The organism is Rhodococcus cercidiphylli (assembly GCF_033042225.1).
Taxonomy (GTDB): domain Bacteria; phylum Actinomycetota; class Actinomycetes; order Mycobacteriales; family Mycobacteriaceae; genus Rhodococcoides.
On the sequence record NZ_JAWLKE010000004.1, the window covers coordinates 419,663 to 443,727 of the forward strand.

Annotated in this window: 23 protein-coding genes; 14 read left to right on the forward strand and 9 right to left on the reverse strand. The window is 65.4% G+C overall.

The genetic code is table 11. The features are described from left to right. Nucleotides 1-53 precede the first annotated feature (53 nt). On the reverse strand, nucleotides 54-1,421 hold the full coding sequence (locus R3P95_RS12500; RefSeq protein WP_300520624.1) for a WS/DGAT domain-containing protein: 1,368 nt from the start codon (nucleotides 1,419-1,421) through the stop codon (nucleotides 54-56). Between the two features lie 196 nt (nucleotides 1,422-1,617). Here R3P95_RS12500 and R3P95_RS12505 point away from each other — a divergent pair, with 196 nt between their 5' ends. Beyond that, complete coding sequence (locus R3P95_RS12505) at nucleotides 1,618-2,970, forward strand: sialidase family protein (protein ID WP_149407577.1); 1,353 nt, start codon at nucleotides 1,618-1,620, stop codon at nucleotides 2,968-2,970. A 54-nt stretch (nucleotides 2,971-3,024) separates the two neighbouring features. On the opposite strand, the gene R3P95_RS12510 is transcribed toward R3P95_RS12505, so the two are convergent. Continuing rightward, nucleotides 3,025-3,846: a hypothetical protein gene (locus tag R3P95_RS12510; RefSeq protein WP_149407578.1), complete on the reverse strand. Its 822-nt coding sequence runs from the start codon at nucleotides 3,844-3,846 to the stop codon at nucleotides 3,025-3,027. A gap of 134 nt (nucleotides 3,847-3,980) precedes the next feature. Next, nucleotides 3,981-4,559, reverse strand: coding sequence for a TerD family protein (locus R3P95_RS12515; RefSeq protein ID WP_068052993.1), 579 nt, complete (start codon nucleotides 4,557-4,559; stop codon nucleotides 3,981-3,983). 226 nt (nucleotides 4,560-4,785) lie between these two features. On the opposite strand from R3P95_RS12515, the gene R3P95_RS12520 reads away from it, so the two are divergent. Next, nucleotides 4,786-5,535: a DUF1906 domain-containing protein gene (locus R3P95_RS12520; RefSeq protein ID WP_300520621.1), complete on the forward strand. Its 750-nt coding sequence runs from the start codon at nucleotides 4,786-4,788 to the stop codon at nucleotides 5,533-5,535. A gap of 155 nt (nucleotides 5,536-5,690) precedes the next feature. On the opposite strand, the gene R3P95_RS12525 is transcribed toward R3P95_RS12520, so the two are convergent. Then, on the reverse strand, nucleotides 5,691-6,551 hold the full coding sequence (locus tag R3P95_RS12525) for an Rv1157c family protein (RefSeq protein WP_068052996.1): 861 nt from the start codon (nucleotides 6,549-6,551) through the stop codon (nucleotides 5,691-5,693). 303 nt (nucleotides 6,552-6,854) lie between these two features. Here R3P95_RS12525 and R3P95_RS12530 point away from each other — a divergent pair, with 303 nt between their 5' ends. Continuing rightward, nucleotides 6,855-8,072 carry a mannosyltransferase gene (locus R3P95_RS12530; RefSeq protein WP_300518086.1) on the forward strand — a complete coding sequence of 406 codons (1,218 nt, stop codon included), beginning with the start codon at nucleotides 6,855-6,857 and terminating at the stop codon, nucleotides 8,070-8,072. Here R3P95_RS12530 and R3P95_RS12535 read toward each other — a convergent pair. Then, nucleotides 8,017-8,298 (reverse strand): 4a-hydroxytetrahydrobiopterin dehydratase, encoded by a 282-nt coding sequence (locus tag R3P95_RS12535; RefSeq protein WP_300518089.1) that lies wholly within the window; start codon nucleotides 8,296-8,298, stop codon nucleotides 8,017-8,019. The genes R3P95_RS12530 and R3P95_RS12535 overlap by 56 nt on opposite strands. 14 nt (nucleotides 8,299-8,312) lie before the next feature. Between R3P95_RS12535 and R3P95_RS12540 the strand changes: the two genes are divergently transcribed. The 7 genes from R3P95_RS12540 to R3P95_RS12570 all read left to right on the forward strand — a co-directional run bounded on the left by R3P95_RS12540 (nucleotide 8,313) and on the right by R3P95_RS12570 (nucleotide 15,243). After that, the gene (locus R3P95_RS12540) at nucleotides 8,313-8,738 is read left to right on the forward strand and encodes a (deoxy)nucleoside triphosphate pyrophosphohydrolase (protein WP_300518092.1); all 426 of its coding nucleotides are present in this window, start codon (nucleotides 8,313-8,315) and stop codon (nucleotides 8,736-8,738) included. Between the two features lie 317 nt (nucleotides 8,739-9,055). Continuing rightward, a complete protein-coding gene (typA, locus tag R3P95_RS12545; protein ID WP_068052974.1) occupies nucleotides 9,056-10,993 on the forward strand; it encodes a translational GTPase TypA in 1,938 nt (645 codons plus the stop codon). A 106-nt stretch (nucleotides 10,994-11,099) separates the two neighbouring features. After that, the gene (locus R3P95_RS12550) at nucleotides 11,100-12,881 is read left to right on the forward strand and encodes an ABC transporter family substrate-binding protein (protein WP_300518204.1); all 1,782 of its coding nucleotides are present in this window, start codon (nucleotides 11,100-11,102) and stop codon (nucleotides 12,879-12,881) included. Then, nucleotides 12,878-13,558, forward strand: coding sequence for a haloacid dehalogenase type II (locus R3P95_RS12555; protein ID WP_300518107.1), 681 nt, complete (start codon nucleotides 12,878-12,880; stop codon nucleotides 13,556-13,558). Before R3P95_RS12550 ends, R3P95_RS12555 begins: the two co-directional genes overlap by 4 nt. Before the next feature lie 91 nt (nucleotides 13,559-13,649). After that, a complete protein-coding gene (mshB, locus tag R3P95_RS12560) occupies nucleotides 13,650-14,543 on the forward strand; it encodes an N-acetyl-1-D-myo-inositol-2-amino-2-deoxy-alpha-D-glucopyranoside deacetylase (RefSeq protein WP_300518111.1) in 894 nt (297 codons plus the stop codon). A 43-nt stretch (nucleotides 14,544-14,586) separates the two neighbouring features. Further along, a complete protein-coding gene (locus tag R3P95_RS12565; protein ID WP_008714214.1) occupies nucleotides 14,587-14,745 on the forward strand; it encodes a hypothetical protein in 159 nt (52 codons plus the stop codon). A gap of 45 nt (nucleotides 14,746-14,790) precedes the next feature. Beyond that, entirely contained in the window at nucleotides 14,791-15,243 is a 453-nt protein-coding gene (locus R3P95_RS12570; protein ID WP_149407585.1) for a hypothetical protein, read from the forward strand. Here R3P95_RS12570 and R3P95_RS12575 read toward each other — a convergent pair. From R3P95_RS12575 to R3P95_RS12590, 4 genes are all read right to left on the reverse strand, one after another. Then, nucleotides 15,170-15,865, reverse strand: a complete 696-nt coding sequence (locus R3P95_RS12575; protein ID WP_068052983.1) for a uracil-DNA glycosylase — start codon at nucleotides 15,863-15,865, stop codon at nucleotides 15,170-15,172. The genes R3P95_RS12570 and R3P95_RS12575 overlap by 74 nt on opposite strands. A 1-nt stretch (nucleotide 15,866) precedes the next feature. Beyond that, the gene (locus R3P95_RS12580; protein ID WP_300518207.1) at nucleotides 15,867-17,315 is read right to left on the reverse strand and encodes a PH domain-containing protein; all 1,449 of its coding nucleotides are present in this window, start codon (nucleotides 17,313-17,315) and stop codon (nucleotides 15,867-15,869) included. Nucleotides 17,316-17,392: 77 nt separating this feature from the next. Next, nucleotides 17,393-17,872: a PH domain-containing protein gene (locus tag R3P95_RS12585; protein WP_068052988.1), complete on the reverse strand. Its 480-nt coding sequence runs from the start codon at nucleotides 17,870-17,872 to the stop codon at nucleotides 17,393-17,395. A gap of 19 nt (nucleotides 17,873-17,891) precedes the next feature. After that, nucleotides 17,892-18,935 carry a zinc-binding metallopeptidase family protein gene (locus R3P95_RS12590; RefSeq protein ID WP_300518120.1) on the reverse strand — a complete coding sequence of 348 codons (1,044 nt, stop codon included), beginning with the start codon at nucleotides 18,933-18,935 and terminating at the stop codon, nucleotides 17,892-17,894. Between the two features lie 71 nt (nucleotides 18,936-19,006). On the opposite strand from R3P95_RS12590, the gene R3P95_RS12595 reads away from it, so the two are divergent. The 4 genes from R3P95_RS12595 (at nucleotide 19,007) to dapC (ending at nucleotide 23,965) form a co-directional block, all read left to right on the forward strand. Next, nucleotides 19,007-21,625: a bifunctional FO biosynthesis protein CofGH gene (locus tag R3P95_RS12595; RefSeq protein WP_394855305.1), complete on the forward strand. Its 2,619-nt coding sequence runs from the start codon at nucleotides 19,007-19,009 to the stop codon at nucleotides 21,623-21,625. Between the two features lie 36 nt (nucleotides 21,626-21,661). Beyond that, nucleotides 21,662-22,420, forward strand: a complete 759-nt coding sequence (locus R3P95_RS12600; protein ID WP_300518126.1) for a hypothetical protein — start codon at nucleotides 21,662-21,664, stop codon at nucleotides 22,418-22,420. A gap of 113 nt (nucleotides 22,421-22,533) precedes the next feature. After that, entirely contained in the window at nucleotides 22,534-22,857 is a 324-nt protein-coding gene (gene fdxA, locus R3P95_RS12605; RefSeq protein WP_008714223.1) for a ferredoxin, read from the forward strand. 4 nt (nucleotides 22,858-22,861) lie between these two features. After that, entirely contained in the window at nucleotides 22,862-23,965 is a 1,104-nt protein-coding gene (gene dapC, locus R3P95_RS12610; RefSeq protein ID WP_300518133.1) for a succinyldiaminopimelate transaminase, read from the forward strand. Nucleotides 23,966-24,065 lie beyond the last annotated feature (100 nt).

Sequence of the window (24,065 nt, forward strand, 5' to 3'; positions counted from 1 at the left end):
CCTGAGCCCGACGCCCGACAAATGCTGAGAACTGTCTGGCAGTTCGGTCCCGGTCAGGTCAGAGCAGTGCGGACCTTGTCGAGGGCGTCGCGAAGGAGAGCCTCGTACAGATCCGGGTCGGGTACGGCTGCGCTGTTCGACGTGATTCCGATGGTGACGGTATCGCCGATGCCGTGGACTCCGTGGGTCAGGCTCATGGCGGGGGACAGGGCCGGAAAACCTGCGGTGAATCGGACGCGGCCGCCGCCGAGCGTCAGGTCTGCAGCACCGCGCGAAACACTGGACACGACGGTGTTCCCGGTGACCATCGGAGGGGCTGCGGTCGGATCGAACTGCGCGACGCCCCATTCGGCCAGAAACGCCGGCACGTGTGCTTCGACGTCGTCCTGTGAGGCGCGGGCTGCCCGCGACAGCGGATGATTCGCGCGAGCTCGGCGCGCAGCCAGATCGGCGGCGACGAGCTGACTGCGAGTACGAATGTCCGGTTCGGCGGGAAACAGTCCGACGCCGACGTTGCCGAAATTGTTTCGCGCGTCGGCTCGCTCATCCCTGGCGACGGTGACCTCGGCGGCCAGATCCGGACCGTCGCCGAGAAGCCGTTGCAGTGCAACGGATACTGCAGTCAGCACGAACGTGGTGACGGTGGTCCCGCCGGACTGCAGCTCGGTTTTCGGAAGCACGATGGTCCGCACCGACGTCCGGCCGGTGGGCGGCACGTCGAGGTCGGTCGGAGCGCGCGAATGTGCGGGCGGGGGAATGTCGCCCGAATCGGTACCTCGCCCGAGGCTCAGCGCGTCGCGTCGGGCGCGGACACCGCCGCGAACCATCTGCGCCAGCCGAAGCGGAAGAGTTGCGGCGGCAACGATTGTGGATGCCGACTCGAACGCCGCACGAGGCTTTACTTGGACGCACGCCGGTGGGAGTGGATGCGTTCCGAACAGGTCGCGAGCAGCGCGAGCGGCCAGTGTTCCGTCGGCCGCCGCGTGCGAAAGCTGCAGCACGGCAACGAGGGCCGTGCCGCCGGGAGCATCGACGATGTTCGGATACAGGTGCAGGTGCCACACGGACACTCGGGGGTCGACCTGACGTGCGAACGATGCGGCGATCGCATCGAGGCACTCCGACCACGTGCTCGTTTTTCGGTGCACGGAGATCGCGTCGGAGCGCGGGCCCGCCTCGGTCCAACGGGGATAGTCGAGGCCGCACGCGACGTCGCTGATGCGTCGACTCAGGACCTCGATGCGGCTGCTGCGCTCGTGCAATCGGGCCACCTCGGAATCGAGGTCTCCCGATTCGCTGGCGAAGCAGTACAGCAGAAACTGGTCACTCGGAATCTTCGACGCCATCCAGTACGCACGCGCGTCGGTCGGATGCAGGCGGGTCGATCCGGGGCGGCTGTGGGCGGCTCGAACGCGGGGCACTCGTCGAGCCTATGCGTCCCTGCGTGAACCGGAAATCCACAGACTGGCCGGTCCCATTCTGTGAACTGTCACCAGGATGGGCCGAGGACTTCTTCGATTGCCTGGAGGTCTACCGGCATCATGGGCGCTAGCCTGATCCAATGCATCGACCAGCACTGTGGCCGCGACGCCGCGGCGGCACCCAACGGCGGGTGTCGTGACGCCCAGAGTTGCCTCGGGTTATCGGGCTGGACTGCGTTCCTCGACCAATGCCGCCGCATCGGCCGACTTCGTCACCGACATCTCCTACACCGAGTACGGCTCCGCCGCCTGCACCCTCGGGGTCGCGGCGGACAACACCGTGTTCGTCGCGCCCGCGTTCACCGTAGACGGCATCGGGGTACTGCGCTCGTCCGATTTCGGAAAGTCATGGCGTGCATCGGTTCCCGAGGGCGTGCAACGGAGTCGGAATCGGCCGTATCTGTATTTCGACGACGTCGACGAGCGTCTGTTCCTGCACGCCGGACGATTCGACGCGGTGCCGCCCCATCAGTTGCGAACGGGCTTCACCCTGGGAGTCAGTGACGATCGGGGCGAAACCTGGCGCACGCGCACAGTGGCATCGAAAGCCAGGATGGATGCCAAAGTGTTTGCCGGTCCGAGCAATTCACGGACCGGAAGGGTTACGTACCTGTCCGCGCCCACGCCGTTCGCAGTACGTGTGAGGCCACTGATCAACGTCACCCGTCAGGTCATCTGGCGGTCCTTCGACGGCGGGGTGAAGTGGGAGGTAGCCGGTGGTTTCGACATCGATTCGAAGAACATCCCCGGATTGCCGAGTCGGGAGTACGTCTCGTTCGGTAAGGGTGTCGTCGGTCCGGACGGCACCGTCTACATCGGTGGCCGCTATGGTCGACGGTTCGCTGTGGCGGTCAGTCGCGACGAGGGCCTGACGTGGGACGTTCGGATGGTTCCGGGATCGGCGCTGGCGAAGTACCACAACGCAGTGCATTTTCTGCTGCTCGGTTCGCGCTATCTGCTGCCGGAGTCGATGGCCGTCGATGATGACGGAAACGTGTACGCGGTGTGGCCGGACCGCGACGGATTGCTGCATGCTGCCTGGTCCTCGGACGGCGCGGTGAATTGGTCGAGGCCGGTGGTGGTGTCGGCACCGGGAGTGCGCGACGCCCGCTTCGGCGCAATCACCGCCACCGGGTCCGGGCGGGTGGGCATCGCATACTACGGACGCGAGAAGGGGCGTGCCTTCCACGGCTTCATCGCGCAGTGCCGCGACTTCCGGACCGGCAGCCCGGTGTTCGTCGGCGGTAAGTACAACGAACCCGATGCACCGCTGTTTCCCTACGGATTCTGCAGTGGCGTTGCGAGTTTCGGTTTGGGCCGTTCACTCAACGAGATAGTCCGCGTGCATTTCGCCCCCAACGGTGACCTCGTGACCGGGGCCGCGATGCAGATGCGGGGACGAAACAGGCAACGCCCCTGGGCGGCGCGCTCGCAACACACCGAGATGCAGGCGGTCCTGGGACGGCTGGGTCGAATCGTCAGGGCATAGACGAAAGGCCCTGCAGCAGAGCGCTGCAGGGCCCTTCGTGGTCTTGCTTACCTACTAGGCGACGTTGATCATGCCGACTGTGGGGAAGAAGAAGCAGCTCTTGTCCGAACCGTCGAGGGCCTTGTGGTTCACCGTGCCGAACACCGCGGCCAGAACGGTTCCCGATCCGGTTTCGACGGGTACGGCGCGGGCACCGGCGGCAGGCAGCGAGTCGATCGCTCCGATGACGAACGGCCGAACGATGTCCTTCGCGGCGTCGGGCACACCGGAATTGGTGAGGATCGAATCGGCGAGAGTGGTTGCCAGGCCGCCGAAGTCGGCGAATCCGCCCTGCAGGGTGTTGACGTTGAACCAGGCGACCTGCATCCCGGTCTTGTTCTCGGAATCGTTCACGATTCCGGCCGGGACGAACGCGAACATCGTCTCGCCCTTGTCGACTGCATTGAGCTCGGGAATCTGGATGGACGGCAGGAACGGCAACGTGGGGATGGCGGGCGCGGTCAGCTGCGGCCACGGTCCTGCCGCTCCGCCTGCGACACCGGGAACGATGCCGAGGGGCGAGCTCGCCGTTGCGGAGCAGTTGATCGCTGCGGTGGGGTAGAAGAACGGCGTGATGCCGAAGTCGGTGAGGGCTTTGTTGGCTGCGTTCAGTGCGGCGAACGGATCGACGTTCGCATCCTCGGCGACCGGGGTGCGTGAGTCGGCGATCGCGGTCGCGGCGTCGAGCGAGGCACCACCCTGTCCCTGCAGTGCGGCGATCGCCTGCGCCAGCGGATCGGCCGGTGCCGGATCCGCTGCGGCAGTGGCGGGAACAGCGAGCAATGCTGCGCAGGAGAGCGCGAGCGCGCCCGCCAGACGGCTGAGGCGACGAGACATGTGTGACTCCTGTGACTGATGTGGCTTATGTTGCGGTTGCGCTGATACCACCACACATCATCTCGACGTCACAAGCTCAGAAAGATTCCGTTGTTCAATCGAGACGGTCCCAACGAGCCGGGCTGTGACTGCCGTCACCCCACGTCGATGCCGAAGTCGCGCACGATTCCCTCCAGCCCCGACGCATAGCCCTGGCCGATGGCGCGGAACTTCCATTCGGCCCCGCGTCGGTACAGCTCGCCGAACACCATCGCGGTTTCGGTGGAGGCGTCTTCGCTGAGGTCGAAACGGGCGAGTTCGCGCCCATCGGACTTGTCGACCACGCGAATGAAGGCGTTGACGACCTGACCGAAGTTCTGGCCCAGGGCGTCGGCGTTGTGAATGGACACCGGGAAGACGATGGAGTCCACTTCCGGGGTCAGGGCAGCCAGGTCGACATCGATGCTCTCGTCGTCACCTTCGCCCTCGCCGGTCCGGTTGTCGCCGGTGTGCTCGATGGCACCGTCGGGGGAGCGCAGGTTGTTGTAGAAGACGAAGTAGCTGTCGCTCAGTGCCTTCTTCGTGGTGCGAAGTCCGATGGCGCTGGCGTCGAGATCGAAGTCTCCGCCGGTGGTGGCGCGGACATCCCAGCCGAGTCCCACGCTCACCGCCGTCAGATTCGGTGCTTCTTTGGTCAGCGAGACATTTCCACCCTTGGCAAGCGTTACGCCCATGTCCATCCACTCCTCAGCGCGTTCGTCCGTGCGTCGTCCTCTCCACCATATTCATGTTCGTGACGTAGGTGCGCGAGGTGCTCGTGTGAAGCTGGAGGGGAACGGGGTGGGTGTGAGCAGTGGGGCTGGCGGTACCGATGGGATTGTGATGGGATACGACAAACGATGGAAGATAGCAGTGGTTGTGCGATTTCTGGGGTAGGCGCGCCGCCGCGATCGAACGACGATGGAGATTTGTGTGCAGGTTTCGCGACGTGAACTGTTCAAGTACGCCGCCGCGGGGTCCGCGGCCGCCGTCGGATTGGTTGCGTTGGGTTCGGCGACCGCGCACGCCGACGCCGGGCTCGGCACACTCGTCGACTATTCGGGTGGGGTGCCATCGGCATCCGCGATCAAGAACGCCGGTCACCTCGGAGCTGTCCGCTACGTTTCCGATCGGCGACCGGATGCGAACTGGATGATCGGGAAGCCGATGCGCAAGTCCGAGGCCGATGCCTTGACATCCGCGGGCCTGGAAGTGGTCTCGAACTATCAATTCGGCAAGGGGTCCACGTCCGACTGGCGTGGCGGGTACGCAGCGGGCGTGAAGCACGCAGAGCGAGGCCTCGAGCTCCACCTCGCCGCCGGTGGTCCGGCAGACCGCCCGATCTACGCGTCGATCGACGACAACCCCACCGCTGTGGAGTTCGCAACCCTGATCGCGCCGTACATCCTGGGCTGGCAGTCGGTGATCGGAGCCGAGAACACGGGAATCTACGCCAATTCACCGACCATCGAATTGGCCTCGGTCGCGGGCCTCGGCCGGTGGTATTGGCAGCACAATTGGGGAACGCCGAAGGGCTTCGTTCATCCCGACGCGCACATTCATCAGATCCGAATCGACAAGGATTTCGTAGGCGGAGTCAAAGTCGACATCAACAATATTCTGAAGGCCGATTACGGGCAGTGGTCGAAATCTGCCGCTGACATTCTCTGAAACAACATCGATGTAATTCTTTACCGACAATCTCCGAATGCAGCACGGCATTCGGAGAACCCGTGCATATTCTTTCCGAATTCACCCCACAAACAGTTCGCCCCCGGCTTCTCACGGAAGCCGGGGGCGAACTGCGTCAGTAGTGCAGATACGAGCTACGGGACGTAGACCGTACCGATGGTGGGCAGGAAGGTGCAGCTGCGCGGTGCTGCCGCCGGGTCTTCCTTCGACTGCGTGGTTATCGAACCGGAGACGACCGAGAGAACGCGTCCGGGGCCGGTGTCGGCGATCGCGGACAACGTCGCCGGACCGTCGGTGTTGATCATGGATGCGCCGGTGAGATCCTGGGTGCCCGAGCGACGATTGTCGATGTTGAGCCAGGTCACCGTCAGAGGTGCTGCCTGTTCGGCGGCGATCGGGGCGGTGCCGAGAGCGGTGAAGACGAAGCCGGCCTGGCCTGCGCCGGGTCCGGGAGGCGGCAGGGTGGCTGGTCCGGGTACGGCCAGTGCGGTTCCGACGGAATCGGCGGTATCGGAGATGCATCCCACGCCGAGCGTCGGGTACAGGAACTGGGCGATGACGGGTCCGTCGGACGGCAGTTCCGGTCCGCCGCCGCCGGAGCCGTCCAGGAACGTGATGACCCGTTCGAGCAGGGACTTGACCTGGTCCGGCAGCTGCGCCGTCTCGAGCAGCGCGCGGGCCTGACCGAGCAGGTCGGCGGCCGGGGCGGCTCCCACGTCGGCAGGTCCGGCTGCGGCACCGACGATGGCCGGTGCGAACGAGGCGAGTGCCTCCACCTCGGCCAGGTTGGGCATCGGCTCACCGGGGGCGGGAAGGAACTGAGCGATCAGAGCAGCGGGATCGGCCGGTGCTGCGGGCAGATCTGCCGGTGCCATCGGCACCAACGGCTGTGCGGATGCGCTGGTCGGCACGACTAGTGCGGCGGCTGCGGCTACGGCGAAAGCTGTAACTACGCGACGCGTTCCGCGGGTACGAAGCACGGTGATATTCCCCATTCTGATCATGACGCGGGCCCACGGCGACAGCCGGTGCTCGAGGGGTCACTCTATGTAGCGCAATCCCCGATGTACAGCTGTTGTCGATCGAGCCCTCCCCCGTCGCATCTATGCCAGGGCAGTCTATTGGTCACACGCTGCGAATTCTCCGCAGACGCACACGATAACCTGTTACTGAAGTTGTCAGTGTGAAAGGTGATGCAAATGTTACTCGGGTGCATCGGTGGTTGGGGCGCGTGAGCTGAGCCCTATAAGCTCGACGATCGATACACGGCATCGATACCGAACGGAACCGCACGCACAGTGAACCGACTTGTTCGGCTGGCCCCCGTTCTGCTCGCGGTCTCGGTGATCAGCCGATTCGTCTGGGCCTTCGCGACGCCCAACGGAATGAACCTCGTGGACCTCCACGTCTACGTCGACGGCTCCGCGACACTTCTCGGCGGCAATCTGTACGACTACACGTACTCGGTGCAGACCCCGGACTTCCCGCTCCCGTTCACGTACCCGCCTTTCGCCGCGCTCGTGTTCTTTCCGCTGCACTATCTGCCGTTCACGCTGGTCGGAGTGCTCTGGCAGGCCGCGACCATGATCGCGCTGTTCGCCGTGGTGAAGCTGACGCTGTCGATGGTTCTCGGCGACGAGCGTGCCGCCGAGCCGCGCTGGGTGCGGATCGCGATGCTGTGGACCGCGCTGGGTCTGTGGTTCGAACCCGTTCGAACGACCCTGGACTACGGCCAGGTCAACGTGTTCCTGGTGCTGCTGGCGATTGTCGCGGTACGCAGCAGCAGGTGGTGGGTGGCAGGCGGGCTGGTCGGGTTCGCTGCCGGAATCAAGCTGACCCCGGCCATCACCGGCCTGTACTTTCTGGCCACTCGGCGGTGGAAGGCAGCGGCGTTCTCGGCAGTGGCCTTCGCTCTCACCGTCGCGGTCAGCTACGCGGCGCTCGGACACCAGGCGGCCACCTACTTCACCACGCTGCTCGGCGATGCCGACCGAATCGGCCCCGTCGGCTCGGTCTGGAATCAGTCCCTGCGTGGCGCGCTCAGCCGGATCGCGGGGGAGGACGTCGGGCAGGGGCCGGTGTGGATCGCCGCCGCCGTAGTCGCGACAGGACTTGCGATCGCGGCATGGCGGGCGATCGGACGCGAGGACCACCTGGGCACGGTGGTGATCGTGCAGCTCCTCGGTCTGCTGATCTCGCCCATCTCGTGGTCGCATCACTGGATCTGGGTGATCCCGATGGTGATCTGGCTGGTGCACGGGCCGCTACGCGACGTCGCCGGGTCGAAGATCGTCGCGGGCTACTGGTTGGTGACGGTCACCGTGGGGGTGCCGTGGCTGCTCAGTTTCTTCCAGGAATCGATCTGGACCATTCCCCGTCCCGGCCTCGAGGCGTGGGCCGGTGCCGTGGATGTCGTCGGAGCGGCCCTGTTCCTCGGCTGGGTCGTCTACGCGGGACGCATCAAGTCGCAATCAGGGCATCGATCCGACGCGCCAGATCCACATCCTTCTGTGTGAGCCCGCCGGCGGAGTGGGTCGAGAGCGTGAACGAGAGCGTCCGCCACCTGATGTCGATGTCGGGGTGATGGTCCGCCGCCTCCGCGGCCTCGGCCACTCGGTTCACTGCGTCGATCGCCGCTGGAAACGACTCCAGTTCGACGGTGCGCGTCAGCGATTTCCCGTCCACGGTCCATTCGGCGAGTCGGGCGTCCTCGATGTCACGGTCGGTCAGCAGTTCGGTCATAGAAAGATGGTGGCATGTCCGGTACCCCCGCCGCTGTGGTTGTCGCAGCCGCATTGACGCTCCAGGGCAGGCTGCTGCTCGCCCAACGAACTCGTCCGCCCGAGCTGGCCGGCCGGTGGGAACTGCCCGGCGGCAAGGTGGAGCCGGGGGAGTCGGAGGACGCGGCCCTGGTGCGCGAGCTGCGTGAGGAACTGGGAGTGGAGTGCTCGATCGGCGCGGCGCTCACCGGCGACGTCGACCTGCCCGGCGGTCTCGTGCTCCGCGCCTACCGGGCCTGCCTCATCTCGGGAGTTCCTGCAGCACTTGAACATTCGGCTCTACGGTGGGTGGACGCAGAAACCTTGCCGACGATGGATCTGGTCGATGCCGACCGACTCTGGATGCCCGAGTTGCAGGACATTCTGCTCACTTCGCCCGAGCGGTCTTCAGACCTTTCTTGAGGTCTTTCTTGGTCGCGCCCGCGGATTCCAGCTTCTTCATTCGCATGATCACGACGGGGCATTTGATGCAACGAACCTTCTTGCGGCAGCATTTTTTCTTGGGCTTCATCCCCGAGACATCTGCGGCCTTTATCTTGCCCATGAGCACCAAGACTAATGGGTGGCGCAGGTCACAGACCTGAGGGTGGCGCGGGGCACTGCCGGACTACGGGTAAACTCGATCAGTCGCGAGAACCTCGCGGTGCAGCGCGCTTCTCTAGCGACATAAGCCCGCTAGCGAACAAGAGCCCGCATTCGACTCCAGGAGAATTTTTCGCGTGAGCGCCCCAAGCAGTGCAGACAACATCGACAGCACCACCACTTTCCGCAACGTCGCCATCGTTGCACACGTCGACCACGGCAAGACCACCCTGGTCGACGCCATGCTTCGACAGTCCGGCGCGTTCGAGGAACGTGCCGAAGCGATCGACCGCGTCATGGACTCGGGTGACCTCGAAAAAGAAAAAGGCATCACGATCCTGGCCAAGAACACGGCCGTCCACAAGCGCAACGCCGACGGCACCATCACCGTCATCAACGTGATCGACACCCCCGGCCACGCCGACTTCGGCGGAGAGGTCGAGCGCGGCCTGTCCATGGTCGACGGTGTCGTCCTCCTCGTCGACGCATCCGAGGGCCCGCTTCCGCAGACCCGCTTCGTGCTCCGCAAGGCGCTCGCCGCCTCGCTGCCGGTGATCCTGGTCGTGAACAAGACCGACCGTCCCGACGCGCGTATCGAAGAGGTCGTCTCGGAGAGCCACGATCTGCTCCTCGACCTCGCGTCCGACCTGGACGACGAGGCATCCGAAGCTGCCGAGCTGGCGCTGGACCTTCCGGTTCTCTACGCCTCCGGCCGTGAAGGCAAGGCATCGAAGGTTCAGCCCGAGAACGGCCACGCCCCCGACGCCGAGAACCTCGACGAGCTCTTCGAGGTCCTGCTCAGCTACGTCCCCGCGCCCAAGGGCAACGTCGACGCTCCACTGCAGGCGCACGTCACCAACCTCGACGCGTCGGCCTTCCTCGGCCGTCTCGCCCTGGTCCGTATCCACAACGGACAGCTCTCCAAGGGCCAGACCGTGAGCTGGATGCGTGAGGTCGACGGCGAGCCCGTCGTCCAGAAGGCCAAGATCACCGAGCTGCTCAACACCATCGGAGTCGAGCGCGTGCCCGGCGAGAAGGGTGTTGCAGGAGACATCGTCGCCGTCGCAGGCTTCCCGGACATCATGATCGGCGACACCCTCGCCGACCTCGAGAACCCGGTTGCTCTGCCGCGCATCACCGTCGACCAGCCGGCCATCTCGGTCACCATCGGCACCAACACGAGCCCGCTCGTCGGACGCGTCAGCGGCCACAAGCTGACCTCGCGCATGGTCAAGAGCCGTCTGGACCAAGAGCTCATCGGTAACGTCTCGCTCAAGGTCCTCGACATCGGTCGCCCCGATGCCTGGGAGGTCCAGGGTCGTGGCGAGCTCGCTCTCGCCATCCTCGTCGAGCAGATGCGTCGTGAGGGCTTCGAGCTCACCGTCGGCAAGCCCCAGGTGGTCACCCAGACGGTCGACGGCAAACTGCACGAGCCCTTCGAAGAGCTCATGGTCGACACACCGGAGGAGTACCTCGGTGCCGTCACTCAGCTGCTCGCTGCACGCAAGGGCAAGATGGTCCAGATGACGAACCACGGCGCAGGCTGGGTTCGCATGGAATTCATCGTTCCTTCGCGTGGCCTGATCGGTTTCCGCACCGAGTTCCTCACGGACACTCGCGGTACCGGTATCGCCAACGCCGTCTTCCACGGGTACGCACCGTGGGCCGGTGAGATCCGCGCGCGCCACACCGGCTCGCTCGTGTCGGACCGTCACGGCACCGTCACTCCGTTCGCGATGATCCAGCTGGCCGATCGCGGCACGTTCTTCGTCGAGCCGGGCGCAGACACCTACGAGGGCATGGTCGTGGGCATCAACCCGCGTCAGGAAGACCTCGACATCAACGTCACCCGTGAGAAGAAGCTGACCAACATGCGTCAGTCCTCCGCAGACGTCATGGAGACCCTGGCCAAGCCCAAGAAGCTGGACCTGGAAATGGCCATGGAGTTCTGTGCAGGCGACGAGTGCGTCGAGGTGACCCCCGAGGTCGTGCGCGTCCGCAAGGTGCACCTCGATTCCAACGAGCGCGCTCGCGAGCGTTCGCGGAGCAAGACCCGCGACAAGGCTGCTCTGTAAGACTCACTTCGTGCGGCAGAAGCGACGTGTCACCCTTGTGGGGCGCGTCGCTTCTGTCGCACAAGGTAGCCGACTACGAAGGAGATCCTCGTTGCGCAAGGTGCTGATGCCGACGGTTCTGGTTTCTGCCATCGCTCTGGTACTCACCGCGTGCACTGCGGATCCCCCGCCCCCGATCGAGAGCATCGAGACCACGGTCAGCACCACGATGGTGCCGGCGAAGACCGGTGACCCGGTCGTCGTCGCCATCGACGATGTCGGCATCGGCTTCAACCCCCATCTTCTGGCAGATCAGTCGCCTGCCACTGCCGCGGTCGGTTCACTGGTACTACCCAGCCCGTTCCGTCCCTCGCGCGACCCTGACACCGGGGTGACGACCTGGGAACCGGACCTGTCGCTGTTGATCTCGGCCGAGGTGACGTCGCAATCGCCGTTCACCATTCGCTATCAGCTGCGCAACGAAGCCCAGTGGTCCGACAGCGCGCCGATCGCCGCCGAGGATTTCCGCTACCTGTGGCAGCAGATGACCACTCAACCCGGTGTCGTCGATCCGGCGGGGTACGCCTTGATCGACGACGTCGCATCCTCGGGCGGTGGCAAGACGGTCGACGTGACGCTCTCGTCGCCGTACCCGGCCTGGCAGCGGCTGTTCGCCGATCTGGTGCCCTCGCATCTGCTCAAGGACTCACCCGGCGGTTTTCAGGGCGGCCTGACGGACAATGTGCCGGTCTCCGGTTCTCGGTTCAACATCAAGACCGTCGACCGGGGTCGGGACGAGATTCTGCTCGAACGCAACGACCGATTCTGGGGCGAGCCCGCATCACCCGACCAGATCCTGATCCGCCGCGGGGGCACCTCCGCGCAGCTGGCCGATTCACTGCGGTCCAGTGACGCTCAGATCGCCCAGGTTCGTGGCGACTCGGCCCTGCGAGCCCAACTCTCCGCGATTCCCGGCGTGCGGACCGACACCATCCGACAATCCCGCGTGCTGTCGATGACGGTCAACGGGCGAGCGCCGAACATGCCGAATTCGGTTGTGCGACAGGGGATATTGGGTCTACTCGACCCCGATCTACTGGCGACGGTCGGAGCCGGCGGTGGCGCGACGGATCGCCGGGCAGCAGCGCAGCTGTCCTCACCGTCCGACCCCGGATACACCGCGACGGCGCCGGCCCCCATCGGCAGAACAGCTGCTCTCCAACTGCTCGAACGGGCCGGGTTCGTACCGACACCCGATGCCGTGGTCACATCGACCCCGAACCCGAGCGCACCGACCACCGCCGCTCCGACGACGAGTCCCGACCCGACCTCCACGAGCGCTCCGGGCCCGAGTGTCACCAAGCTTGCGGACCCGACCGGCACAGCGTTGCGGTTCGTGATCGGTGCCGTCGAGAACGACGACATCGCGCTCGCGGTCGCCGGAACGGCCGCAGACGAACTCGTCGGCGCAGGCATCGATGCGACCGTGACCCCACTTCCCGCCGACGAGCTGTACTCGACGGCGTTGACCGACGGAGCCGTCGACGCGGTGGTCGGATGGACCAGCGCGGGAGTCGACCCCGCGACGGCCCTCGCCTCCCGGTTCGGTTGCGTCGACGAGCCGGCCGACAGCAGCGGCGACGGCGTCGAGATACCGCGGAATCTGTCCGGCCTGTGTGTTCCGGAACTGCAACCGACGATCGACAGGGCACTGGTGAGCGGTCTCGAGTCCTCCGTGGCCAGAAACGACGTCGAGCCGAGGCTGTGGTCGCTGGCGTCGACGCTGCCGATCATGCAGGACGCGTCCGTGGTGGCCGCCGTACCCGGCATCACCGGCGTCTCGCTGACCGGCCCGGTCGAGGTCGGGATCTTCGCCGACGCTCCGCAGTGGATGCGGACGCCCCGGTGACTCGCATCGATCGCCCCGCCGTCATCGTGTTCGACGTGAACGAGACGTTGTCCGACATGTCCACGATGCCGTCACGGTTCGCCGACGTGGGCGCTCCGCCGCACTTGTTCGCGACGTGGTTCGCGGGCCTGCTCCGGGACGGCTTCGCGTTGGCAGCAGCGGATGCTGCCCAGCCCTTCGCCGTCATCGGTTCCGGTTCGCTTCGTACGTTGCTGTTCGACACCGCCTCGAACCCGGATCTGGACGCCGCGGTGGACCACATCATGGGTGGTTTCGCGGAGCTCGACGTTCATTCCGATGTCGTCGAGGGAGTGACCGCCCTGGCAGCACTCGGCATCCGGCTGATCACTCTGAGCAACGGTTCGGTCCAGGTGGCACAGACCCTGCTGGACAAGGCCGGAGTGCGCGAGAATTTCGAGTCGTTGCTGTCGGTGGAAGCCGCCGGTCGATGGAAGCCGCACGCGGACTCCTACCGCTACGCACTCGAGCAGTGCGGCGCGAAGCCGGAGGACGCCATGCTCGTCGCGGTTCATCCCTGGGACATCGACGGCGCGCACCGTGCAGGCTTGGCGACCGCCTGGATCCATCGCGACGGCGGGCCCTACCCGGATTACCTTGCTGCGCCCGACGTGACGGCACGATCGCTGCCGCATCTGGCGCAGCTGCTCGGCCGATGACAGCAGTGATGCCGATGCCGGCAGTGATACGGACGACAGAAAGAACGGCGAGTAACCAGCGATGACAGGGCAGGCAATGACGGATCAGGCGATGACGGAGCCACAGCGGTTGCTCCTGGTGCACGCGCATCCGGACGACGAAACCATCACCACCGGCGGCACCATCGCGCATTACGTCCGCGCCGGGGCCGAGGTCACGGTGCTCACCTGCTCGCTCGGCGAGGAGGGAGAAGTGATCGGTGAGACGTGGGCCGATCTGGTGGTCGATCGCGCTGATCAGCTCGGCGGCTACCGGATCCTGGAATTGCACCGCGCGCTCGCTGCCCTGGGCTGCAACCCGCCGCGCTTTCTCGGTGGAGCCGGACGCTGGCGGGATTCCGGGATGGCGGGGACGTCGGCGGCTCGCAAACCGCGCGCGTTCGTCAACGCGGACCGTGACGAGGCCCTGGGAGCGCTCGTTTCGGTCATGCGTGAGCTCCGGCCGCAGGTCGTCGTCGGATACGACCCCGAGGGCGGGTACGGCCACCCCGATCACCAGCAGGTGCACTCGCTGGTGACCGAGGCCGTCGAGATCTGCGGAACCGAGGTCTACCCCGATGCCGGAGCGCCGTGGGAGGTGTCGAAGTTCTACTGGACCGTCACCGGACACGATCAACTGCAGTCGGGTCTCGCCGCGATCGACGAGCTTCCGGCCGGATGGAGACTGCCGGTCGACGGTGAGCTGCCCAGCGTCCCGGAAAGCACGATCACCACCAGCATCGACATTCGGGGCGTGCTCGACGCCAAGCGGGAAGCACTGCGCGCACATGCGACTCAGGTGACCGTCGCGCCGTCGGGCAACGAGTACGCACTGTCCAACGACATCGCCCAGCCGATATTGCTCGACGAGCAGTACGTGCTCGTTCGGGGCGAGCCCGGCGGCGATGCGACGGGCAGGGAGACGGACCTTTTCGCAGGCGTACTAGGCTGTGCTTCGCATCACTGAATGACCACAGGGTCGATCTCACCACAGCAGGGGCGGAACACACATGTACAACTGGGTAGTGCAGGACGCCATCGTCGCGTTCGTCGATTCTCTCAAGCCGCAGTTCGGCGCACAGGCAGATCTGTACCAGTACGTTCTGGGTCAGATCGCCATGGGCGCGAGCAATCTGCTCACCTCGCTCGGGTACCCGCCGGTTTCCTGAGTGCCGGCGCACTGAAACAACCAGGGTCAAGGCAGTATTGGGCGCATGATCTCGAAAGCTGCATCCAATACTGTCGCCCTGGTGTCCTGGGCGACGGTCGCAGTGCTGGTGTTCGACGGCTTTCTGTCCGGAATTCTGTCGGTCTTCTTTCTCCCGACCTACCTCGGTTCGGTGCAGTTCCCCGTCAGTGCACTGCTCGGCGGAGTTGCCAACGTCGCGTTGATCCTGGCGGCGCGCAAGGTCGCCGAGCGGCCGCTCTGGGTGGCGTCACCCTTGATCGGATGGTTCGCCGCGGTTCTGCTGTGCATGTTCGGCGGGCCCGGCGGCGACGTTCTCCTGCTCGCCGATTGGCGCACCATGCTGCTGATCGTTGCCGGAGCGGGCCCCGCAGGAGTGCTGCTGTTCATGTTCCGGATGAAGGCGATCACAGCAAGCGTGCATGCCGACCCGCATCCCGCAGTACGTCCTCGATCATCGTCGGAGTCAACAATCCGGTGAAGGTGTTTCGCTGGCTGACGTGATAGCTGGCGAACACGGTGATCGACCCCAGATCGAGCTTGGCTCCATGGCCGAACTTCGGTGCAGGCCTTGGTATCTCCCATCCGTTGGCCGCCAGTATGGGCAACAGGGACTGCCAGCCGAAGGCGCCGAGAACGAGCACCGACCGTAGCGTCGGGCGCAGCAACCGCAATTCGTCGTCCAGCCAGGGCCTGCATGCGTCTCGCTCGGCGGGAGTCGGCTTGTTCTGCGGCGGAGCGCAGTGCACCGGTGCCGCAATGCGAACTCCGTTGAGCGCCAACCCGTCTCCGATATGCGTCGCGGTGGGTTGGTTGGCCAAACCGACCGCATGCATCGCGCGATAGAGAACGTCCCCGCTTCGGTCTCCGGTGAACATCCGGCCGGTGCGGTTGCCACCGTGCGCTGCCGGGGCGAGCCCGACGATCAGCATGGCCGCGTCGGCGGGTCCGAAACTGGGAACCGCTCTACCCCAATATGTTTCGTTCGCAAAAGCGGCTCGCTTCTCGAGCGCGACCTGCTCGCGCCACTGCACCAGACGCGGGCAGGCGCGGCATTCCGACACTGCGAGGTCGAGCTCCTCGATGCTCTGCGGCCGCGTCATGTCAGGTTCGGTGCAGCCAGATGTCTCCGGCACCAGGGGTGACGGCGTCGATCATCGCCCACGCGTTCTCGATGGGGATGTCGATCACCTCGTAGTGACCTACGCCGGCCGGAGTAGCGGCGACGATGGTGGCCACCCCGGCGCGACGCTGGAAGAACGTCTGCCGCACCGTCCAGCCGATGATGCCTGCGGCCTCGAGGCTGTGCCGACTCCTGTCGAGCGAGCCGTGTCGGGTGATGAGCCAACCGGGCAGTACCGCGTGGCCGAGGCCACGGAAGCGATCGTGCGCGAGCCCGAAGGCGGCGACGAACAATACCCCGAGCGCGATCCAAGCGAGTATCGGGATGGGCGCGCCGAAGTACTGCGCGATTCCCAGGCCGGCCGCGATGACCAACACCGGCAGCACCGCCCGGGTGTAGCGGCGACGCCGCGCCGCGGGTCCGTGCTGCAGCAGGGGGCGGTCGGCACCGCCGTGCAAACCGGCGTCGCCGAGGACCGTGGTCATCATGCGGAGTGCTTCGGCGCGCGGGGCCTGGGGGAGCAGCAGGGACGATTCCTTCTTCTCGGCGCTGACGCCGGTCATGATGGCGTCGAGCCTGGCGCCTTTCACCGCGCGCAGCAGCAGTGGTTCGGACAGTGACGTGCCGCGCAGCCGCTTGCGATCGAGTGTCGACTGGCGGGTTCGCAGCAGTCCATGACTGACGTGGAGCGTGCGCCCCTGATCGGTGACCGTCAGATTGGCGTAGGTCAACAGGTAACGAATGCACGCGAAGATGCTCGACACGACCAGCAGCGCAATCAGAGCCACGACCACGAACAACGCGATTCCCAGTTGCTCTGCGGAATCGATGCTGTTGGAGACCACCGAAGACTCGGCCAATGTTCGCCCGAGTCCGTACTGGAACAGCACACCGACGGCCGCGGCGATGGTGACGATGCCGGTGATGGAGAACGGTGCGAACCGCACCCACGAGAACTGCCAGTGAGCGATCTCCACTTCGGGTTCCGGTGCCGCCGTTGGCATCCCGTCGGACGTCGGTATCTGTCCCGAGACCCGCTGCAGCAGATCCCCACGAAGCGCAGGCACCAGCGACGTGTCGAGTGCGTTGAGCTCGAAGGCCTCGCCGTTGCCTGCTTGTCGGCCGGTGCCGATACGCAGGATGGACAGCCCCAGCACCCGGTGCAGAACGTTGGCCTCCACATCGACCGACCGAATCCTGTTGCGCGGAATGGACAGAACTTTCTTCTGCAGCACCCCGCTGCGCAGTTGCACGTGCACCGGACCGATCCGGTAACTGGTGGTGAACCACCGCAGGATCGCGAACACCACGACGACCACGAGAATGCCGAGACTCCAGTAGTGGTTGCCGCTCTGGCTGCCGACGAAGAACGAGATCAGCAATACGGGCAGGAGCTTGATGCCCTCGTTCACCGGATGTACCAACAACATTCGCTTGTCCAGGCGCAGCCACGGCTGCTCCTCCTCGACGGCCAGCAGTTCTGCCTGATCCTGCGGGTCACCGACGGTCACGTTGCGTCTCCGACGGTACGGCCGGCGATGTCGGTGAGTCGCGCGACCGTCTTGTCCGCGACTTCCTGGTCGAGCGCCGTGATCTTCACCGCGCCGGCAGAGGACGCCGTCGTGACCGTGACCGTGGCCAACCCCAGCAGGCGATCGAGAGGTCCGCGCTCGGTGTCGACGGTCTGTACCCGCGAGATCGGTGCGATGCGTCGCTCCTGGCTCAGCCAGCCGGTGCGGGTGTAGACCGCGGTGTCGCTGATCTCCCAGCGATGCACGCGATACCGCCACTGGGGCACGATCGCGATGTGCAGCACAGCGAGCACCACCGAGGCGACGAGGACGGCCACATGCGGCCAGGTCGTCCAATTGGAGTCGACGATTGCCCACACGATCTGGGCGACGAAGATCGGTACCCACAGCAGACCGGCACTCAGAGCCCAGAGCAGACGTGCGCGCGGAGACGGTTGCCACTGTGGATCGGTCATCGTTGTCACGGTTGCAAACCTAGCCGTCTGTTCGTGCCGCGGTCGTGACGACGCGGTGCACGAACCGCAACTTCTCGTGCACGGGTTGCGCAATGGTGAATGGATAGAGGTCGCCCTTGCCCATCGACCTGTTGACCCTGTTGAACACTCCCGACAGGATCTGCCAGTCCTCGAGGATGTCGTCGATGTCCGCGTCGTGATAGCTCGTTCGAGGAGCGACATCGTCTCGCATTGCCCAGGCCGCCAGGTCGGCGCGCAACACCACTCCGGACTCGGCGGCTGTGGCCAGTGTGTCGGTGATGTGCAGGTAGTGCGCAAAGCATTCCGCGAAGTCCTCCCACGGATGCATCGTGGCGTACTCCGAGATGAAACTCTGCTGCCAGTCCTCGGGTGCACCGAACTTGTAATGACGTGCGATCGCATCCGAGTAACTTGCGCGTTCATCGCCGAACAGCACTCGACAGTCGTCGATGAGCGGGCCGTTCTCGACGAGGATGTTCTCGTAGTAGTGGCCGACCTCGTGCCGCAGATGACCCAGCATGGTCCGATACGGTTCACGAAGCCGCACCCTCAGGGCCTCGCGATGTGCGTCGAGTGACTCCGCCAGGTCGATGGTGATGACACCGTTGGCATGACCGATGGTGATCTGCTGACCGGAGGTCCGGGAAGACAGTAGGTCGAAAGCGAGCCCGCCGTCACGTTGTCGGTACGAATCGACGGGTAGGCCCAGATCCAGCAACTGGAAGAGAAGCTGACGCAGGGAAGCGGATGCGTCGGCCAGCTTTTCCAGTGCGATCGTGTCGTCGCTCTCGGGCCTGCGGCGAATGAGGCGGCCCGCCGCACACTGCCCGCTGCCGGAGTCCTCGGAAACCAGCCAGTTGCAGTGCCACGACCAATTGACGCAACGGTGCCAGCGAACTCCGTCGACGACGATCTCGTCGCCCGGGATCGCGACCAAGGTTCTGGACGGGAGATGAAGGCCGAGCAGGATCGAGCACGATGGGCAGCTTTGCGACTCGAAAGGGGCGAGTCGGCCGCAGGCCGGGCAGGCGAAAGCGCGCATGAACAGGAGCTTCCCACGATGGCGTGCGCTTTCCTGCCCGTACGAACTGGGGCATCCCGAGTCGTTACCGAATGGCGACGTTCGGATCGGCGAAGGACTACCGACCCCTGCGGTGGCACGTGCGTACCAGGAAGGCGCATGATCGACTGGTGACTTCGTTGCCTGACACCGCTCCAGCTGCTTCTGCCATGCGCCGCGTTCTGCGTCGTGCCCGGGACGGAGTCTCGTTGAACGTCGACGAGGCGACGGTTCTGCTGCACGCGCGTGGGGACGATCTGGTTGATCTGATGGCGTCGGCTGCGCGGGTTCGTGATGCGGGTCTCGAGTCGGCCGGGCGTCCGAAGACCGTGTCGTATTCGCGAAAGGTGTTCGTACCCATCACCCGGTTGTGCCGCGACAAGTGCCACTACTGCACATTCGTCACGGTCCCGGGCAAGCTCAATGCTTCCGGGCACGGGATGTTCATGGACCCCGACGAGATCATCGACGTCGCGCGCAAGGGTGCCGCGCTGGGCTGCAAGGAAGCTCTGTTCACTCTCGGTGACCGGCCGGAGGAGCGGTGGCCCGAGGCCAAGGCGTGGCTCGACTCGCGCGGCTACGACTCGACGCTGGATTACGTGCGTGCCATGTCGATCAGGGTGCTCGAGGAGACCGGTTTGCTGCCGCACCTCAATCCCGGTGTGATGTCGTGGCAGGAACTCTCGCGCCTCAAGCCGGTCGCCCCGTCGATGGGGATGATGCTCGAGACCACCTCGCGTCGGTTGTTCGAGGAGAAGGGGCAGGCGCACTACGGCAGTCCGGACAAGGATCCCGAGGTTCGCCTGCGCACGCTGACCGACGCGGGACGGCTCAACATTCCGTTCACGACGGGCATCCTGGTGGGAATCGGCGAGACGCTCCGTGATCGCGCCGAGTCGATCATGGCAATTCGCAAGGTGCACAAGTCTTTCGGGCACGTGCAGGAAATCATCGTGCAGAACTTCCTGGCCAAGTCCGATACCGCTATGCGGTCCGTACCCGACGCCGGTCTCGAAGAATTCCTGGCGACGATCGCGGTGACGCGCATGGTGGTCGGCCCTTCGATGCGAATCCAGGCTCCGCCGAACCTGGTGGCAGCGGAGGAGACCGCAGCGTTGCTGGGCGCAGGCGTCGACGATTGGGGCGGGGTCTCGCCGCTGACCCCCGATCACGTCAATCCCGAGCGCCCGTGGCCGAACCTCGACACCCTGGCGGAACTGTCCGACAAGGCGGGCTACCGCTTGGTGGAACGTGTTGCAGCGCAGCCGCAGTACGTCCTCGCCGGTGCTCCGTGGATCGATCCGCGGATCTCGGCGCACGTGCGGGCGCTGGCCGATCCGGAGACCGGCATGGCGCGCGAGAACGTGAACCCGACGGGTCTGCCGTGGCAGGAACCGGACGAGGAGTGGGAGTCCTCGGGCCGCGTCGACCTGAACACCGAGATCGACACCCAGGGACGTAACACCGAGACGCGTTCGGATCTGGCGAATGCGTTCGGCGACTGGGATTCGATCCGCGAACAGGTACGCGATCTAGCCGGCCTCGAACGGGTGGACCGGGACCTGGTCTCGGCGTTGACGGCTGCGGAGAAGGACCCGGCCGGGTTGTCCGACGAGCAGTACCTCGCACTCGCGACCGCCGAGGGCGCGGGCATGGACGCCGTCGCTGCCCTCGCCGACGATCTGCGCAAGCAGGTCAACGGAGACACCGTCACCTACGTGGTGAACCGGAACATCAACTTCACCAACATCTGCTACACCGGCTGCCGCTTCTGCGCGTTCGCTCAGCGCAAGGGCGACGCCGACGCATTCACGCTGTCCACCACCGAGGTCGCCGATCGGGCGTGGGAAGCTCACGTCGTCGGGGCCACCGAGGTGTGCATGCAGGGCGGGATCGACCCCGAACTGCCGGTGACGGGTTACGCCGATCTGGTTCGCGCGGTCAAGGCCAAGGTGCCGTCGATGCACGTGCACGCCTTCTCTCCGATGGAGATCGTCAACGGGGCATCGCGGGGCGGTCAGTCGATCCGTGAGTGGCTGACCGAGCTCCGGGCCGCCGGGCTGGACTCGATCCCGGGAACGGCCGCGGAAATTCTCGACGACGAGGTCCGCTGGGTACTCACCAAGGGCAAGCTGCCCGCGGCCGAGTGGATCGAAGTGATCACCACCGCGCACGAGGTGGGCCTGCGGTCGAGCTCGACGATGATGTACGGCCACGTCGACAATCCGTCGCACTGGGTCGGCCACCTGAACGTGCTCAAGAAGATCCAGGACAAGACCGGTGGGTTCACCGAGTTCGTGCCGCTGCCGTTCGTGCACCAGTCCTCGCCGCTGTATCTCGCCGGGGCTTCGCGACCCGGCCCGACCAACCGGGACAACCGCGCCGTGCATGCTCTGGCCCGCATCATGCTGCACGGCCGGATCGACAATATTCAGACATCATGGGTGAAATTGGGAATCACGGGTACACAGGCGATGCTGAACGGGGGCGCGAACGATCTGGGCGGGACCCTGATGGAGGAGACGATCTCACGCATGGCGGGTTCGCAGAACGGTTCGGAGAAGACCGTTGCGGAACTGCACGAGATCGCCGACGGCATCGGACGACCGGTTCGTCAGCGCACCACCACGTACGGCCCGGCTCCGGCGGTGTCCGTTGCCGGCCTGATCTGACCCTCGGGGTCACTCTCGAAATGGAGCTTGTCTGACATGGACGACCGTCGTGTCGCCGCGGTGCTGAGCAGTGCCGTCGCCATCATTCATCCCGTGCTCGACATCCTCGCGACACGCGACCCGATAGGCCTCAAGGGCAGGACGTTCCGCGAGTCCTCCGCGGATGATTCGACCCTCGACAACGTCATCGATTTCCTCGCGAAGGCCTTCGACACCACCGACTTCCCGGGCACCGCAGGGTGGGAGAAGCTCGGCAGTGACGCTCGGTCGCAGTGGTGGGTCAATCGCATCGGAGCTCTCAACACCGTTGCCGTCGCGTTTCCCGGTGTGTTCGGCATCCTGGTCAACCGCCTGCCGATCCAGGATCTGCTCGGGTTCGCCAACCAGGCGATGGTGCTCGTCGCCGTGGCCCGCGAATCAGGGGTGACCGACCGCGAGACGCATGTGGCGCTACTCGGCTCGGTGTTGTGCAAGCGCGACCTGACGTCCCTGGCCGACAGTGCTCCCGCGAAGAAGGAAGAGTCCCCCAAGTCGGGTCCGTTCGCGCTGCTGCGCGGCATGTGGCAGATCGCCAACGTGCTGCGCGACGTCGCAGGCGAGTTGGAGAAGCGTCCGCATCCTCGCGGCATCTACCGCGTGCTCGGTGCCATCCCGGTCGTCGGTGGCGTCGCCGGATACTTCGGCGAGCGTGGCGCGCTCTCTCGTGCCGCCAAGCAGGGCCGCAAGTGGCTTGCGGCCCACAAGAAGGCCTCGAACCTCGGGGTCGACTCGCCCGCGAAGCAGGTGCGGCGATAGCCGATCGAGCCAGGTGAGGTCACCCTGGTCGGTTTGCTCCAGGTTCGGACCGCGATACTAGGATGCTCAGGGCGCGCGAGCGCCCACGATCGATACAGGAGGGGAGAGCAGCAGTGACCTACTCGATTGCAGAACCGTGCGTAGATGTACTGGACAAAGCGTGCATCGAAGAGTGCCCGGTGGATTGCATCTACGAGGGTAACCGAATGCTGTACATCCACCCCGACGAATGCGTCGACTGCGGAGCCTGCGAGCCCGTGTGCCCCGTCGAGGCCATTTTTTACGAGGACGACGTGCCCGAGCAGTGGAGCGCATACGTCGGTGCCAACGTCGACTTCTTCGACGACCTGGGATCTCCCGGCGGCGCTGCGAAGCTCGGCAAGACCGACTACGACCCGCCGTTCATCAAGGCTCTGCCTCCCATGGGCGAGAACTGACGCCTTGGCACGTAGAGCGGTGGCAGCGGCGCTGCCCGATTTTCCATGGGACTCGTTGACCGCTGCCAAGGAGAAGGCGTCGGCGCACCCGGGCGGCATCGTCAACCTGTCGGTGGGTACACCGGTGGATCCGGTTGCGCAGGTGATCCGCACGGCCTTGAATTCCGTTGCGGGCGAGCCCGGTTACCCCACCACGGTCGGTACCGCCGCATTGCGCGAGGCCGCGGTGGCCGCGCTCGAGCGTCGGTATTCGATCACCGGTCTCTCGCCCGACGCGGTGCTCCCGGCCATCGGCACCAAGGAAATGATCGCCTGGCTGCCGACGCTGCTCGGCCTGGGAGCCGACGACCTGGTTGTCATCCCCGAATTGGCTTACCCCACTTACGAAGTGGGGGCACTGCTGGCGGGTGCGCGAATTCTGCGGGCCGACGGGTTGTCGCGTTTGGGCCCCGAGCGGGCGTCGCTGATCTTCGTCAATTCACCGTCCAACCCGTCCGGCAAGGTGCTCGGAGTCGAGCATCTCCGCAAAGTCGTCGACTGGGCCCGCGAGCGTGACGCCATCGTCGTCTCGGACGAGTGCTACCTGGGTCTGACCTGGGAAGCCGAAGCGGTCTCTGTGCTGGATCCACGCGTGTGCGACGGCGATCACACCAATCTGCTTGCCGTGCACTCGCTTTCGAAGACCTCGAACCTCGCGAGCTACCGCGCCGGCTTCGTCACCGGCGACGCATCCCTGGTTGCCGAGCTGCTCGAGGTACGCAAGCACGCCGGCATGATGGTGCCGCTGCCGATCCAGGCCGCCATGACCGCCGCACTCGCCGACGACGAGCACGAGAGCATTCAGCGCGAGCGGTACCGATCACGCAGGACTGTATTGAAGGAAGCCGTCGAAGCAGCCGGATTCACCGTCGACCACTCCGAGGCCGGGCTGTACCTGTGGGCTACGCGAGGCGAACCGTGCCGCGACACCGTCGACTGGCTCGCCGAACGCGGCATCCTCGCTGCCCCGGGAGAGTTCTACGGACCGAACGGTGGACAGCACGTGCGCATCGCACTCACGGCCACGGACGAACGCATCGAGGCTGCGGCGGCTCGCCTGCGCGGGTAGTCGGGTTTCTCTGGTGCGCTGAGCGTCCACTATTCGACTTCGCGAGCGGGATTCCGTCGCTGGACGTGAATTGTGGACACTCACGTCAGTTGGACCCAAC

Coding starts and splice junctions, on each gene's coding strand:
- R3P95_RS12575 (WP_068052983.1), bottom strand. CDS start 15,865: ATGACGCGGCCGCAGAGCATCGAGGAGCTCGACCTCGCAGTGTCGGAA.
- R3P95_RS12525 (WP_068052996.1), bottom strand. CDS start 6,551: ATGGGGAATATCACCGTGCTTCGTACCCGCGGAACGCGTCGCGTAGTT.
- R3P95_RS12585 (WP_068052988.1), bottom strand. CDS start 17,872: ATGACCGATCCACAGTGGCAACCGTCTCCGCGCGCACGTCTGCTCTGG.
- mshB (WP_300518111.1), top strand. CDS start 13,650: ATGACGGAGCCACAGCGGTTGCTCCTGGTGCACGCGCATCCGGACGAC.
- R3P95_RS12590 (WP_300518120.1), bottom strand. CDS start 18,935: ATGCGCGCTTTCGCCTGCCCGGCCTGCGGCCGACTCGCCCCTTTCGAG.
- R3P95_RS12550 (WP_300518204.1), top strand. CDS start 11,100: ATGCCGACGGTTCTGGTTTCTGCCATCGCTCTGGTACTCACCGCGTGC.
- R3P95_RS12595 (WP_394855305.1), top strand. CDS start 19,007: ATGGCGACGTTCGGATCGGCGAAGGACTACCGACCCCTGCGGTGGCAC.
- R3P95_RS12510 (WP_149407578.1), bottom strand. CDS start 3,846: ATGTCTCGTCGCCTCAGCCGTCTGGCGGGCGCGCTCGCGCTCTCCTGC.
- R3P95_RS12600 (WP_300518126.1), top strand. CDS start 21,662: ATGGACGACCGTCGTGTCGCCGCGGTGCTGAGCAGTGCCGTCGCCATC.
- R3P95_RS12540 (WP_300518092.1), top strand. CDS start 8,313: ATGTCCGGTACCCCCGCCGCTGTGGTTGTCGCAGCCGCATTGACGCTC.
- R3P95_RS12520 (WP_300520621.1), top strand. CDS start 4,786: ATGGAGATTTGTGTGCAGGTTTCGCGACGTGAACTGTTCAAGTACGCC.
- R3P95_RS12535 (WP_300518089.1), bottom strand. CDS start 8,298: ATGACCGAACTGCTGACCGACCGTGACATCGAGGACGCCCGACTCGCC.
- R3P95_RS12580 (WP_300518207.1), bottom strand. CDS start 17,315: ATGTTGTTGGTACATCCGGTGAACGAGGGCATCAAGCTCCTGCCCGTA.
- R3P95_RS12570 (WP_149407585.1), top strand. CDS start 14,791: ATGATCTCGAAAGCTGCATCCAATACTGTCGCCCTGGTGTCCTGGGCG.
- R3P95_RS12565 (WP_008714214.1), top strand. CDS start 14,587: ATGTACAACTGGGTAGTGCAGGACGCCATCGTCGCGTTCGTCGATTCT.
- R3P95_RS12515 (WP_068052993.1), bottom strand. CDS start 4,559: ATGGGCGTAACGCTTGCCAAGGGTGGAAATGTCTCGCTGACCAAAGAA.